The following is a 12,890-nucleotide window of genomic DNA, read 5'->3' as shown; positions in this document are numbered from 1 at the left end:
GCGGGGAGCGCCCTCCCCGCGCCGTCCGCGCGTCGGCGCCCCGTGCGGCTACTCGCCGCCGCTGGGCGACCAGCGCAGCTCCACGCTGCTGCGCTGCCCCTCCTCGGTGACGCTCAGCGCCAGGCCGACGGCGCCCCACTGACCGGGGGCCTCGACCTCGCTCTCGGTCAGCACCTGGCGCAGGTCCATGTACCCGGCCATCACCGCCGAGTCCATCTCCTGCATGGTCTGCTGGAAGACCGGGTCGTCGCCCAGGCGCCCGGTGGCGCTGCTGCCCTGGGACACCACCACGGCGTCGCCGTCGGTGCTCACACCCGGCGGGGTGCTGTAGGAGTCGACGACCGCGCTCTCGACGAAGTCGCTCAAGATCTGCTCGTCACCGCCCACCGCGCGGTACTGGAAGGACGCCTCCCCGCCGCCGCCGTAGGCGGACCCGAAGAAGCCCTCCAGGTTCATGTCGGTGACACCGAACGCGGTCGAGGAGCCCAGCAGCTGGGTGAACCCCTCCGGCAGCGGGGCGCCCATCGAGTTGAACTGGCGCTCCATCTCCTGTATCTGGCCGCTGCTCGTCATGAACGGGATCGAGTCGCTCTCGTAGGCGTCGGTCAGCGCCGTGTCCAGGCCGCTGGCGCCCAGTGCCATGACCGTGCTCTCGGGCAGCGACTCCATCGCCGCCACGCTCGCCCCCGGCGTCTCGGCCAGCCAAGCCAGGTCGGTGCCGTCCACCGTGAGGTCGAAGACGTCCGTGCGCGCCTCCAGGTACTCGCCGTCCACCCGCAGGGACGCGGTCATCCGGCCGCTCAGCTCACCGGTCTCGGCGGCCAGGTCGGCCTCGAACTCCCGGGCGAACTCCTCGACCTCCATCAGGCTCGCGAGGTCCGCCCACCCCGCGGCCAGACTGCCGCTGGGCACGTCGTCCATGTCACCGGAGAAGGTGTCGGCGTCGGCCAGGGGGCCGTACTCGTCCACCTGCGCGTGCAGGTCCGCCAGCGCCGCGTCGGAGGTGGTGAGGAGCGCGAAGTCGTCGATCACCTCGAAGTAGAGGTCGTCGTACTCGCCGCTGAGCCGCTCCAGGTCCTCCTGGGCGAGCCGCTCGTCCTCCACCGCGAGCGCGAACGCTCCAGCCACACCGGCGCCCTCGCCCAGCTCGGCCTCGCCGCTGGCGGGCCACATCGCGAAGCCCACCCGCTGGCCGATCCACTCCTCGACCTCGGACTGCTGCGCCTCGGGGAAGGCGGCCACGAAACCCTCGGCGACCAGCCCCGTCATGTCGCCGTCGGGCTCGTCCATCTCGGCGGTGACCTCGTCGGGGAGCCGCTCCACGAAGCGCAGCAGCTCCATGGCCTGGGAGCCGTCGATGGACAGGTCGATCTTGCCGAACGCGAGCGAGCTGCCCGGGAGCACGTCCTCGGGCTGGGGGCCGCCGAAGCTGACCAGCGAGACGGTGGCCCACACCGTGCCGCCCATGAGGAGGAGCGCGGCGCCCGCGGCGGCCGGGATCAGCCAGCGCCTGTCGCGGCCGCCGCCGGAGGGCGGCACCTGTCCACCGGAGTACTGACCCCCGGGGAAGGGGCCCGCGGGCGGCGGACCGCCGGGCGCGCCGCCGCCGAAGCCCGCGGGGGGCTGGCCGGGAGCCTGGGGCGGAGGGTAGCCCTGCCCGGGCTGCTGGTGCTGCCACTGGGGCTGCTGCGGGGGATCGGGGTAGGACATCAAACCTCCGGCGGGGAATTCTCGGCGCGTGCACCGCGCAACCAACGCCGGGTCTGATGCCGCGTCGACCCGGTGTGGTTCGCGTCCCGCGCCTTTTTCGGTCGGCCGGTGGGGAAGGGCCCGGTGTCCCGTACCGGCCGGGACGGGACACCGGGGTGGAGCTCTCCGCGGAGGTCTTCCGGTGGGGGCGTGACGGCCCTAGACCGACTCGGGCTCCTCGCCCCGGTAGGGGGCCGAGGTCAGGTCGACACCGCTGTAGGAGGCCAGCTTGCCCAGGCGGTGCTCGCTGAGCACCTGGCGGACGGTGCCGCTGCGGCCGCGCATGACCAGGGAGTCGGTGACGACCCGCGCGGACTCGTAGCGGACTCCGCCGACCAGCTCCCCGTCGGTGATGCCGGTCGCGGCGAAGAACACGTCGTCGGACGAGACCAGGTCGTCGGTGCGCAGCACGCGGTCCGGGTCGTGCCCGGCGTCGAGCGCCTTGCGGCGCTCCTCCTCGTCCTTGGGCCACAGGCGGCCCTGGATGACGCCGTCCAGGCACTTCATGGCGCACGCGGTGATGATGCCCTCGGGGGTGCCGCCGATGCCCAGCAGCAGGTCCACGCCGGTCCCCGCGCGGGCCGCCATGATCGCTCCGGCCACGTCGCCGTCGCTGATGAACTTGATGCGGGCGCCCGCGTCGCGCACGTCCTGCACGATCTGCTTGTGGCGGGGGCGGTCCAGGATGACGACGGTCACGTCCTGCGGCGACTTGCCCTTGGCGCGGGCCACGGCCCGGACGTTGTCGGCCACGGGAGCGGCGATGTCCACCACGTCGGCGGCCTCGGGGCCCGTGGCGAGCTTCTCCATGTAGAACACCGCGGAGGGGTCGAACATGGTGTTGCGCGGACTCATCGCGATCACCGACACGGCGTTGGGCATGCCCATGGCGGTCAGGGTGGTGCCGTCGATCGGGTCGACCGCCACGTCCCAGTCCTGGCCGCCGCCGTCGCCGACCCGCTCGCCGTTGTAGAGCATCGGGGCGTTGTCCTTCTCGCCCTCGCCGATCACCACGGTCCCGTTCATGGACACGGTGCTGATCATGTGCCGCATGCCGCGCACCGCGGCGCCGTCCGCCCCGATCTTGTCGCCCTTGCCCACCCAGCGGGCCGCGGCGAGCGCCGCGGTCTCGGTGACGCGCACCAGCTCCAGCGCGAGGTTGCGATCCGGGGCTTTGTGCGGGCTGCTGGACTGCGACATGGACACACCTTCCGTCGGGAGAACAGGGCGGGGGCAGGTCTTAGGGTAGTCACCCGAAGTGACACCCGCGGGGTCACGGGTACCCCTCGGGGCGGTCCCGGGCGGACGGGGACGGACTACTCTGGCGTGACCCGGACTGGAGTGAGGCGTGACAGTGGACAAGACGGACAAGCCCGCGAGGGTCTCCCCGCGCGGCGCGGCCACCCGCGGCGCCCTGCTCAAGGCCGCCTCCCAGGTCTTTCGCACGGTGGGCTTCGCCAAGGCCGGGGTGAGCGAGGTCGTCGCCGTGGCCGGGGCCAGCGTCGGCAGCCTGTACCACCACTTCAGCGGCAAGGCCGACCTCTACCTAGCCCTGTACGAGGAGTTCCAGCAGCGCCAGCAGGACCGAACCCACCAGGCGGTCGTGCGGGCCCGCTCCGAGGGGGAGAAGGACCCCACGCGGCTGATGAACATCGCCGCCCGCGCCTACCTGATCGGGTGCATCGAGGAGAGGGAGACCACACGGCTGTTCTTCAGCGGTGACGGCCCTCCCGGCTTCGACTACCAGCTGCGGGCCCGGCTCACCCAGTGGACCGATCGCAACGTGGCGCTGTTCCGCAAGGCCGACGAGCCCGTGGACGAGGCCCTGCTCATCGTCGTGAGCGGCGCGATGCTGCTGGCGGTGGCCGAAGTGGTCCAGCGTGAGGACGCCGAGGCCCGCCGACTCGCCGACGACATCACCGGCCTGCTCACCCAGCTCGAACCCCGGCGCTAAGCACACCCCGGGTCGGCGGGGCCCCGGACCTGCGGCAAGCTGGAGACGTCATGAGTGAGTACAGCCGGTCCAGCGCGACCTTCAAGAACTACGCCATCTCCCTCGGGATCATCGTCGGCATCGTCCTGATCATGGCGTTCGTGGTCTCCACGCGCTCGGGCGAGAGCATCCCCTCGGTGGAGTACCGACCGGACGCCGACGTACTGCGCGACGCGGCGGACTACCCGGTGACGGTGCCCTCCTCCGACCTGGAACAGGAGGGGTGGACGCCCACCAGCTCCACGGTGGACGTGTCCGGACCGGTCCAGTGGAGCGTGGGCTTCGCCACTGCCGAGGACAGCCACGCCATGTTGACCCAGAGTGACGCCGACCCCGCCGCCGTCCTCGCGGAGAGGGTTCCGGGCGCCGAGCAGGTCGGTACGGTCCAGGTCGACGGCCGCGAGTGGGAGCACCACGAGTCCCGGGACGAGAACGCCCTGGTCCTGCGCGAGGAGGGCGTGTCCCTGGTCGTGTCCGGCCCCGCCGGTATGGACGAGCTGGCCCGCCTGGCCGAGGGCCTGGAGACCGACGCCGACGGCGGCGCGGCATCCGCGGACGGCGCCTGAGCGGGGAACGCGGGTTCCGGCCGCCGCCCCGCGGGGCTGACCGGTCCCGGGGGGCGCACGCGGGCGCGCCGTGCCGCCCCCGCACGACGAGGCGCCCGGTCGGAGAACCGACCGGGCGCCTCGTGTACCGGCTGTGCGCGCCCCCGGTGGGCGGGAGCCCGCGCGCTACTCGGCGCGCAGGTCGCGGCGCAGTTCCTTGGGCAGTGAGAAGGTCAGCGTCTCGTCGGCGGTGGTCACCGGGGTGACCGTGCCGTAGCCGTGCCCGGCCAGCTTGTCGAGCAGCTCGCGCACGAGGATGTCCGGCACGGAGGCGCCGCTGGTCACGCCGACCGTGGTCACGCCCTCCAGCCAGGAGTCGTCCATCAGCGAGGCGTTGTCGATCAGGTGGGCGGCGTCGGCGCCCGCGTCCAGGGCCACCTCCACCAGGCGGACCGAGTTCGACGAGTTGTCGGAGCCGACCACGATGACCAGCTCGCACTCGGGCGCCATCGCCTTGACCGCGTCCTGGCGGTTGGAGGTGGCGTAGCAGATGTCGTCGCTGGGCGGGTCGAGCAGGTTCGGGAACCGCTCGCGCAGGGCGTCCACCGTCTGGGTGGTCTCGTCCACCGACAGGGTCGTCTGGGAGAGCCACGACACGTTGTCCGGGTTGCGCACCTGGACCTTGTGCACCTCGTCCGGGCTCTCGACGATCTGGATGTGCTCGGGAGCCTCACCGCTGGTGCCCTCGACCTCCTCGTGGCCGATGTGGCCGATGAGGATGATGTCCCGGTCCTCGGCCGCGAAGCGCTTGGCCTCCTTGTGGACCTTGGTGACGAGCGGGCAGGTGGCGTCGATCGTCTTGAGGCTGCGCCTGTGCGCCTCCTCGTGCACGGCCGGGGAGACGCCGTGCGCGGAGAAGACCACGATGGCCCCCTCGGGCACCTCCTCGGTCTCCTCGACGAAGATCGCGCCGCGCTCCTCCAGGGTGCGCACCACGTGGGTGTTGTGCACGATCTGCTTGCGCACGTAGATCGGCGCGCCGTACTGCTCCAGGGCCTTCTCGACGGTGATGACAGCGCGGTCGACACCGGCGCAGTAGCCCCGGGGATTGGCGAGGAGCACACGGCGTTGGTTCGTGGCAGTCGTCATCGCAGTCATGTGTTACATCCTAGGTGGCTTGGGCGGCGTGCGACCCGGGTGTGGGAGAGGGCACTGAACAGGCCGCTTCGACGCGCGACCGGTGCCAAGGTGACGGTATCGCAACGGGGCGCATCCGGTTGCGCCTCGAAGTGGCGAAATCGTTCACTTCTCCCCTGCTCGTGGTGTTCATCCCTCCTCTATCCTGGTTCACCATCACACGCATTACAGGCGGTTCGCCCTCACCTCGGCCCTGCCGGTCGGCTGTTCGCGCGCCGCTCACCCCACTCGCCGAGACCACCAGGAGCCCCCGTCCTATGTCGAACCCGACGCTCGCCACGAAGCTGGTCGCCCTGGTCAAGGGCATCTTCGGGCGCAAGGAAACGGCGGCCGCGCCCGAGTCCGCGGCCCAGGAGGAGACCGGAACCCCCCAGTCCCCCGCGACCGCGGAGTCCGAGGACGTGACCGCGCCCGGCGCGGACCAGACCGCGCCCAAGACCGAGGAGCCCGCCGAGGCCGTCGAGGCGAAGAAGGCCGGGGCCGCCGAGCCCGCCGCGGAGCGGGAGCCCGCGAAGGCGGAGGCCGAGGAGCCCGCGACCGCCGCTCCGGAGAAGACCACCGTTCAGGACGAGCCCGCCGAGCAGGAGAAGCCCGCGGCGAAGAAGAAGCCCGCCGCCGAGGAGAAGTCCGCGAAGGCCCCCGCCGCCCCCGAGGCCCCGGCGACCGCCGAGCCGATCGTGGCCGAGGAGGCCGGAAACGGCCGGGAGGAGCGGACCGCGCCCGCCACCCCCGCCACCGCGGACGTCCCCGAGGAGGGCGCCGCCATCGCGGAGGAGATCGCCGCCGCCGAGGCGCACACCAAGGTCAGCAGCGACGAGATCCTCGAACGGGTGCGCAAGGGGGCCGCCCCCTCCCTGGAGGACCTCGCCGTGCCCACCTACGACGAGCTCACCCTGCCCTCGGTCCGCGCCCGCCTGCGCAAGCTGACCATCGAGCAGGTCCGCGACCTGCGCGCCTACGAGGTCGCCCACCAGAGCCGTCCCGAGTTCATCAAGATGTACGACAACCGCATCGCCAAGCTGGAGGCCGAGGCCTGACACGCGCGGACCGCCGGGGCGGGAGCGCCGTCGGCCCCGCCGACGGCCGCGTCCGCTGGGCACGGGAACCCCGGGGCGGTACGGGACGTCATAGGAAGCGACCACACCGGCGCCTCCCGTCCGAAGGGACACCAACATGCGTTCCGCTGCCCCCGCCGCCGCGCTCCTCGCGGCCACCGCGTTCTGGCTGACCGGATGTTCGGTCGGTATCCCCGGGACCGACCAGGAGGTCTCCGTGGACCCCGACGGCGTGTCCGTCGGCAGTGAGGACGGAGAGGTCTCCGTGGACTCCAACGGCGACGTCTCGGTCGGCAACCAGGACGGCGACGTCACCCTCGACGAGGGCGGCGGCATCTCCGTGGACAGCGAGACCGGCGACCTCACCATCGCCACGGTCGAGGGCAGCGTCACCGAGGAGTGCGACGGCCAGGACGTCAACGTGACCGCCAGCGGGGCCGAGGTCGTCCTCAACGGCCAGTGCGGCGAGGTCTCCATCCTGGGCAACGAGCTGACGGTGCACATCGGCAGCGCCGACTCCATCCGCGTGACCGGCGCCGACAACACCGTCCACCACGCCGAGGGCGAGCCCTCCGTCACCGACATCGGCCTCAACAACACCGTCTCCGCCGGCGGAGACGCGACCGCCTGACCGCCTCCCCGCGCGTCCGGCGCCCACCCGCTCCCGCCGTGCCGGGCCCGGCCGCCCGGCCCCCGCGCCTGGCGGGCCTGCCCCGAACTGTCCGCGCCCTGGCCTAGGCTCGGTTGGCATGGGCATGGACAGTTCCGCCGAGGCGCCGCAACCGGTACGCGTCGTCCTCAACGCCGTCGGCCAGTGGATCGGCCGCCTGGGCCGCATCTGGGTCGAGGGCCAGATCGCCGAGCTGAACCGGCGCGGCCGCATGGCCTACATCACGCTGCGCGACCCCGTCGCCAACGTGTCGGTGCGCGTGGTCTGCCAGACCTCGGTCCTGGACGCGCAGAGCCCGCCCCCCGAACCCGGTGCGCGCGTGGTCGTGCACGCCAAGCCCGACTTCTACGAGGTCCGCGGCACCTTCTCGCTGCGCGCCCTGGAGATCCGCCACGTCGGTCTGGGTGAGCTTCTGGCCCGGCTCGAACAGCTGCGCCGCACCCTGACCGCCGAGGGGCTCTTCGACGCCGCGCGCAAGCGCCCCCTGCCCTTCCTGCCCAACACGGTCGGGCTCATCTGCGGACGCGACTCCGCCGCCGAGCGCGACGTGCTGGAGAACGGGCGCCGCCGCTGGCCCGCCGTGCGCTTCGAGGTGCGCCCGGTCGCCGTTCAGGGGGACAGGGCCGTGCGCGAGGTGATGGAGGCGCTCAAGGACCTGGACTCGCACCCCGACGTCGACGTCATCGTCATCGCCCGGGGCGGCGGTTCCCTGGAGGACCTGCTGCCCTTCTCCGACGAGGCCCTCGTGCGCGCCGTCGCCTCCGCGGGTACCCCCGTGGTGAGCGCGATCGGCCACGAACAGGACGCCCCGCTCCTCGACCACGTCGCCGACGTGCGAGCCTCCACCCCCACCGACGCGGCCAAGAGGACGGTGCCCGACGTCGGCGAGCAGCTGGAGATCGTCCGCCAGCTCCGCGACCGGGGCCGCCGGGTGCTCCGGGGCGGTGTGGAGCGCGAACTCGCCTGGCTGGAGGGCATGCGCTCGCGTCCGGTGCTCGCCAGCCCGGTGCGCGAGGTCGACCGCCTCGCCGAGCAGGTCGCGGACCTGCGCGACCGGGCCCGCAGGAGCCTGACCGTGTCGCTGGACCGGTCCGCCGACGGCCTCGGCCACACCCGGGCGCGCCTGCACGCCCTGTCCCCGGCGACCACGCTCGCGCGCGGTTACGCGATCGTGCAGCGCGAGGACGGGTCGGTGGTGCGCTCGGCCCGGGAACCGGACGCGGGGGAGGCCCTGCGCGTACGGTTCGCCGAGGACAGCCTGACCGCGACCGTGGAGTCAGTCCACACCGAAGACACCTCCGAGGAGGGGTAGGAGATGGCAGCCAAGGGCGCCAAGACCCGCGAAGAGGGCACCGCCGAGCCCGAGCTCAGCTACGAGGAGAGCCGGGAGGAGCTCAACAACGTCGTCCGGCAGCTGGAGTCGGGCGGACTCAGCCTGAAGGACTCGCTGGCACTGTGGGAGCGCGGCGAGGAACTGGCCCGGGTGTGCGAGCAGTGGCTGGAGGGGGCCCGCGCCAAGCTGGCCGCCGCCATGGACGAGCGCCGGGGTGACGAGCCGGGGGACGGCGACACGCCCTTCTGAGGCCCGGGGCCGCGCCCGTTCGGCCCGCGTCCCGCGGCTACCTGCGCCCGTTGAGCTGGTCGCCCAGGTCGCGGATGTTGCCGGGCAGGCCCCGGAAAACCCCGATCACCAGGACTAGCGCCGTGCCCAGGAACAGCCAGGGGGCGACCTCGGCCAGCCGTGACGCCAATCCCAGGAGCAGCACCCGGGCGAACCCCTCGCTGCCCAGGGCCAGCACGCTCTCCGCCGCGACCACGGCGACGAAGAACGCGATGGGCGGGCTGACCGACAGCGACAGCAGGTCGCTGGGCCGGACCAGGAGGGCGCCGAGCACGCAGGCGAGGGTGAAGGCCACGCCCGGGGCCGCGGGGGTGCCCGCCCAGTGCGCGATCATGGCCCCGGCGAAGCTGAACGCGACGATGGCCAGCACGCCGCCGCGTCCGGTCAGGCGGGGCGGGGTCCCTGGGGAGTTCTCCTTCGGCCTCGGCACCGGACGCTCCCTCTTCCTGGCGTGCGGCACGTCCCTGACGCGGCCGTCGGGCCGCACGAAGTACGGTGCGCGCCCGCGTTCGGGGCCGTCCGCCTTCCGCGGGGGCATAGCCGTCCGCCTCCCCAGTGTGTTGCTCACGGTGTTCAGTGTGTCACTTCTCGTGAATGTTCGGTGTCTTTTCCACGGATCGTGTCGTCCTTCCGGCTACTTGTCCCATCCGCGACGAACACGTCTTCCTCTCCGTTGGACACCGACTCGGCCCACTGCGGTTCCGGGGTTCGGCGACCGGTGTCCGTTCCGTTCCCCTGCCCGCCCGGTCCCTGACCACTCCGCTCCGCCGGGGCCGGTCCGGCGCCGCCCGGCTCCGACAGCTCGGGCGCCACCACCGCGCGCGGACGCTCCTCCACGCCCACGGGGCGGTCCAGTTCACCGTCCACCAGCCCCATCTCGCCGAACCGGCGGGCCGTCACCAGCACCCGGCTCTCCAGAGACCCCACGGTCTGGTTGTAGGCGCTCACCGTGCGGGTCAGGGCCCGGCCCAGCCCCTCCACGTGCCCGCCGAGCGTTCCCAGCCGCTCGTGCAGCTGCTTGCCCAAGTCGAACACCGCCCGCGCGTTCTCGCTCAGCGCCTCCTGCTGCCAGGCGTACTGCGCCGTCCGCAGCAGAGATATCAGCGTCGTCGGCGTCGCGATGTGCACCCGCCGCCCCATCGCGTACTCCAGCAGCTCCGGGTCGTACTCCAGGGCCGGGGCCAGGAACGCCTCACCGGGGATGAACAGCACCACGAACTCCGGTGCCGGGGTGAACGCCGACCAGTACGCCTTCGCCGACAGCTGGTCCACGTGCGTGCGCAGGTGCCTGGCGTGCACGCGCAGGTGCCGCGCGGCCTCCTCCTCGCCCGCCTCCACGGCGTCCAGGTAGGCCGCCAGCGGGACCTTGGAGTCCACCACGATGTTCTTGCCGCCGGCCAGGCGCACCACCATGTCCGGGCGCCGCGACCCGTCGCGCGTGGCGGCCTGCTCCTCGAAGTCGCAGTGCGAGCCCATCCCGGCCAGTTCCGCCACCCTGCGCAGCTGGAGCTCGCCCCACCGGCCGCGCGCCTCGGGCCGCCGCAGCGCAGTCACCAGCGACTGCGTCTGGTCGCGCAGCCGTTCCGAGCCCTCGCGCACGTACTCGACCTGCTTGGCCAGCTCCGCGTGGGCCGCGGCGCGCCCCGCGTCGGCCTCCCTCAGCTGCCGCTCCACCCGGTCCAGGGTCCGCGTGAGCGGCTCGACCATGCGCTCCACCGCGCGGCGCCGCTCGTCCAGGTCGCCCCCCGCCTCGGCGCTGACCGCGCGCAGCCGCCCCTCCGCCAGTTCCATGAAGCGCTGGTTGGTCTGGTCCAGGGCCTGCGCGGACAGGGCGCGGAACCGGTCGGCCAGCTGTTCCTCCACGTAGGCCGCCCGCTCCTGGGCCGCGCGGGCGTCGGCCCGCGTCTCGGCCTCCCGGCCGCGGGCCAGGACCCAGCCCACGGCGGTGCCGACCGCCAGACCGATCAGGAGCATGAGTACGAGTGCGAGGCCGTTCATGGCCGTCTATGGTGTCAGGCCGCGCCGTCGCGCGGCTCCCCGCCACGCAGGACATCGGTGAGCAGAACCGCCAAGTCCGGCATGTCCGCCGACCCCGGAGCCCGTCGGGACCCGGTGCTGGAACGCGGACCCGATCAGTGCGCGGTTCCACGGGGGCGCGGGGCCGCGCCCGAGGCCGCTTCCGGACATCTGCTTCCCTTGCGCAAAAGTCTTCGAGAACCTGAGGTCTCCGTCCGGGGCCGCACCACCTCTCACCGGTCCCCGTACCTGGCAGTCCCCCACTTCCCCAGGAGGCCCGCTCCCATGAGACTGGAGACCTACACCCGCGGCACCGGAGACCTCACCGTGCTCCTCGTCCACGGATCCATGGCCACCCACGAGACCTGGCACGCCGTCGAGGAGGCGCTGGTCGAGCGGGGCCGCCGCGTGGTCAGCGTCGACATGCGCGGCCACGGCGACAGCCCGCGCGGCTCCTACTCCGTGGCGGCGCTCGGCGACGACCTCGCGGACTCCCTGCCCACCGGAGCGGACCTCGCCATCGGCCACTCCATGGGCGCGGTGGCGCTCTCCCTGGCGGTGGAGAGGTTGCGCCCGGCCCGCGCGGTGTACGTGGACCCGGCCTTCCGCCTGCCCCCCATGCACGCCGACGCCGGCGAGCGCGTGCGCCGCGTCTTCGTCACCGCCGACGCCGCACGCGTGCGCCAGAGCAATCCCAGGTGGACCGACGACGACGTCGACAGGGAGGTCAGGGGCTTCGCCGCCTTCGACCCGGAGTTCTTCGACTTCGTGGCGGAGGAGATCGCCGGGCGCGACTTCCTCCCCGGCGAACCGGTCGTGCCCTCCCTCGTCCTGCGCGCGGGCGACAGCGTCACCGTCACGCCCCAGACCGAGGAGGAGCTGGCCGGGCGCGGCTTCACCGTCCGGGTCGTGGAGGGCGCCGGGCACTGCGTCCACCGCGACGACCTGCCCGGGTTCCTCGCCGCGCTGGAGGGCTGGCTCTAGGGGTCGGGGTTCCCGCGGGAGCCGGGACGGCAGGACTCCAGCGCCCTGCGCCAGCCGCGCACCGAGGGCCAGAACTCCTCCGGCACCGGCTCCGGCGTGAACAGCCACATCCGCTCCCACGCGGGGGAGGCCCGGCCCGAGATCTCCGGGCGCGGCTCGTAGGGCGGCGGCCCGCTCACCGGGTACCAGGTGTACTCCAGCGGGTCGAGCAGAGCCATGAGCCGCTCCTCCACGCCCCGGTCCGGCCGCACCTTGACCAGCATCCACGGCCGGTACCGGCGCAGCACCTCCAGCCCTCCGGCGACCACGTCCGGCTCCGTGCCGACCGTGTCGATCTTGACCACGGTCGGGAAGGCCGACGCGTCCTCGTTCCACCGCGCCAGGGTGGTCACCTCCACGGTGATGTGCGACAGGTCGGCGCGCGCCGAGCGCACGAGCGTGTTGCACATGTCGTTGTGCCGGGCCCGCCGCAGGTGCGCGGTGCCGGTGTGGTTGCTCAGCGCCAGTTCCACCACGGTGAAGCCCAGGTCCGCCGACGAGGAGACCACTCGGGCCGCCGCGGCGATCTCCGGGGTGGGCTCGAACGCGAAAACCGGGCGGCGCGTGCGCGCGGCGGCCAGCAGCGAGTACACCCCCACCCCGGAGCCCACGTCGACCACCGCTCCGGGGCGGGTGTGGTCGAGCATCGCCATGAAGCAGGCCAGGCTGTCGGGCTCGTGCCGGGCCAGCCCGAAGGCGGCAAGCCGGCGCGGAACGGTGAGGTCGCCGGGCAGCCGCAGGGTGAGGCCGTCCGGGCCGATGCGGCGCGTGTCCGAGTCCAGGCGGGGCAGGGAGAAAGCCACCTCGCGGGTCCACGGCGGCACCCGGTCCGGGTCCAGTCCGCCCAGCCGTCTGGGCAGCCGGACGCGGATCTTGCGGGTCGCGAAGCGCACGAGCGGGTAGCGGCGCACGAGCGCCCTCAATTGGTCGGTGACCACGGTTGTCTCCCCCCAGGAAAGGTGCTGCGACGGGGGCGCCGGTGCACGGCGTCGGCCGTGTGCCCGGGCGCCTTCGTCCGACG

The 12,890-nt window shown here is 73.0% G+C and carries 13 protein-coding genes; 7 read left to right on the top strand and 6 right to left on the bottom strand.

Features of this window, described 5'->3' with window-relative positions:
• Nucleotides 1–48: 48 nt before the first annotated feature.
• Both KGD83_RS25240 and glpX read right to left on the bottom strand, forming a co-directional pair.
• Nucleotides 49–1,710, bottom strand: a complete 1,662-nt coding sequence (locus KGD83_RS25240; protein WP_212641478.1) for a hypothetical protein — start codon at nucleotides 1,708–1,710, stop codon at nucleotides 49–51.
• Between the two features lie 198 nt (nucleotides 1,711–1,908).
• A complete protein-coding gene (gene glpX, locus KGD83_RS25235; RefSeq protein ID WP_212641477.1) occupies nucleotides 1,909–2,949 on the bottom strand; it encodes a class II fructose-bisphosphatase in 1,041 nt (346 codons plus the stop codon).
• A gap of 154 nt (nucleotides 2,950–3,103) precedes the next feature.
• Here glpX and KGD83_RS25230 point away from each other — a divergent pair, with 154 nt between their 5' ends.
• Nucleotides 3,104–3,703 (top strand): TetR/AcrR family transcriptional regulator, encoded by a 600-nt coding sequence (locus KGD83_RS25230; protein WP_212644601.1) that lies wholly within the window; start codon nucleotides 3,104–3,106, stop codon nucleotides 3,701–3,703.
• A 50-nt stretch (nucleotides 3,704–3,753) separates the two neighbouring features.
• Entirely contained in the window at nucleotides 3,754–4,308 is a 555-nt protein-coding gene (locus KGD83_RS25225; RefSeq protein ID WP_212641476.1) for a DUF4245 domain-containing protein, read from the top strand.
• A gap of 165 nt (nucleotides 4,309–4,473) precedes the next feature.
• On the opposite strand, the gene KGD83_RS25220 is transcribed toward KGD83_RS25225, so the two are convergent.
• Nucleotides 4,474–5,445 (bottom strand): 4-hydroxy-3-methylbut-2-enyl diphosphate reductase, encoded by a 972-nt coding sequence (locus tag KGD83_RS25220; RefSeq protein WP_174546873.1) that lies wholly within the window; start codon nucleotides 5,443–5,445, stop codon nucleotides 4,474–4,476.
• Between the two features lie 296 nt (nucleotides 5,446–5,741).
• On the opposite strand from KGD83_RS25220, the gene KGD83_RS25215 reads away from it, so the two are divergent.
• The 4 genes from KGD83_RS25215 to KGD83_RS25200 all read left to right on the top strand — a co-directional run bounded on the left by KGD83_RS25215 (nucleotide 5,742) and on the right by KGD83_RS25200 (nucleotide 8,791).
• A complete protein-coding gene (locus KGD83_RS25215; RefSeq protein ID WP_212641475.1) occupies nucleotides 5,742–6,521 on the top strand; it encodes a hypothetical protein in 780 nt (259 codons plus the stop codon).
• 136 nt (nucleotides 6,522–6,657) lie between these two features.
• Complete coding sequence (locus KGD83_RS25210; protein WP_212641474.1) at nucleotides 6,658–7,170, top strand: DUF3060 domain-containing protein; 513 nt, start codon at nucleotides 6,658–6,660, stop codon at nucleotides 7,168–7,170.
• A gap of 118 nt (nucleotides 7,171–7,288) precedes the next feature.
• A complete protein-coding gene (gene xseA, locus KGD83_RS25205) occupies nucleotides 7,289–8,521 on the top strand; it encodes an exodeoxyribonuclease VII large subunit (RefSeq protein WP_212641473.1) in 1,233 nt (410 codons plus the stop codon).
• Nucleotides 8,522–8,524: 3 nt separating this feature from the next.
• On the top strand, nucleotides 8,525–8,791 hold the full coding sequence (locus KGD83_RS25200) for an exodeoxyribonuclease VII small subunit (RefSeq protein WP_013151185.1): 267 nt from the start codon (nucleotides 8,525–8,527) through the stop codon (nucleotides 8,789–8,791).
• 37 nt (nucleotides 8,792–8,828) lie between these two features.
• Here KGD83_RS25200 and KGD83_RS25195 read toward each other — a convergent pair whose 3' ends face one another.
• Together KGD83_RS25195 and rmuC are read right to left on the bottom strand one after the other, a co-directional pair.
• Complete coding sequence (locus tag KGD83_RS25195; protein ID WP_212641472.1) at nucleotides 8,829–9,368, bottom strand: DUF6542 domain-containing protein; 540 nt, start codon at nucleotides 9,366–9,368, stop codon at nucleotides 8,829–8,831.
• 35 nt (nucleotides 9,369–9,403) lie between these two features.
• The gene (gene rmuC, locus KGD83_RS25190; RefSeq protein ID WP_212641471.1) at nucleotides 9,404–10,828 is read right to left on the bottom strand and encodes a DNA recombination protein RmuC; all 1,425 of its coding nucleotides are present in this window, start codon (nucleotides 10,826–10,828) and stop codon (nucleotides 9,404–9,406) included.
• A gap of 303 nt (nucleotides 10,829–11,131) precedes the next feature.
• Here rmuC and KGD83_RS25185 point away from each other — a divergent pair, with 303 nt between their 5' ends.
• Complete coding sequence (locus KGD83_RS25185) at nucleotides 11,132–11,830, top strand: alpha/beta fold hydrolase (RefSeq protein WP_212641470.1); 699 nt, start codon at nucleotides 11,132–11,134, stop codon at nucleotides 11,828–11,830.
• Here KGD83_RS25185 and KGD83_RS25180 read toward each other — a convergent pair.
• On the bottom strand, nucleotides 11,827–12,807 hold the full coding sequence (locus tag KGD83_RS25180; RefSeq protein ID WP_212641469.1) for an FkbM family methyltransferase: 981 nt from the start codon (nucleotides 12,805–12,807) through the stop codon (nucleotides 11,827–11,829). The genes KGD83_RS25185 and KGD83_RS25180 overlap by 4 nt on opposite strands.
• Nucleotides 12,808–12,890 lie beyond the last annotated feature (83 nt).

It is taken from the genome of Nocardiopsis akebiae, assembly GCF_018316795.1.
Classification (GTDB): Bacteria; Actinomycetota; Actinomycetes; order Streptosporangiales; family Streptosporangiaceae; genus Nocardiopsis; species Nocardiopsis dassonvillei.
Note: the sequence above shows the minus strand (reverse complement) of the source record. Positions and strands in the feature narration are given on the sequence as shown.

Coding starts and splice junctions, on each gene's coding strand:
- KGD83_RS25240 (WP_212641478.1), bottom strand. CDS start 1,710: ATGTCCTACCCCGATCCCCCGCAGCAGCCCCAGTGGCAGCACCAGCAG.
- glpX (WP_212641477.1), bottom strand. CDS start 2,949: ATGTCGCAGTCCAGCAGCCCGCACAAAGCCCCGGATCGCAACCTCGCG.
- KGD83_RS25225 (WP_212641476.1), top strand. CDS start 3,754: ATGAGTGAGTACAGCCGGTCCAGCGCGACCTTCAAGAACTACGCCATC.
- KGD83_RS25220 (WP_174546873.1), bottom strand. CDS start 5,445: ATGACTGCGATGACGACTGCCACGAACCAACGCCGTGTGCTCCTCGCC.
- KGD83_RS25215 (WP_212641475.1), top strand. CDS start 5,742: ATGTCGAACCCGACGCTCGCCACGAAGCTGGTCGCCCTGGTCAAGGGC.
- KGD83_RS25210 (WP_212641474.1), top strand. CDS start 6,658: ATGCGTTCCGCTGCCCCCGCCGCCGCGCTCCTCGCGGCCACCGCGTTC.
- xseA (WP_212641473.1), top strand. CDS start 7,289: ATGGGCATGGACAGTTCCGCCGAGGCGCCGCAACCGGTACGCGTCGTC.
- KGD83_RS25200 (WP_013151185.1), top strand. CDS start 8,525: ATGGCAGCCAAGGGCGCCAAGACCCGCGAAGAGGGCACCGCCGAGCCC.
- KGD83_RS25195 (WP_212641472.1), bottom strand. CDS start 9,368: ATGCCCCCGCGGAAGGCGGACGGCCCCGAACGCGGGCGCGCACCGTAC.
- rmuC (WP_212641471.1), bottom strand. CDS start 10,828: ATGAACGGCCTCGCACTCGTACTCATGCTCCTGATCGGTCTGGCGGTC.
- KGD83_RS25185 (WP_212641470.1), top strand. CDS start 11,132: ATGAGACTGGAGACCTACACCCGCGGCACCGGAGACCTCACCGTGCTC.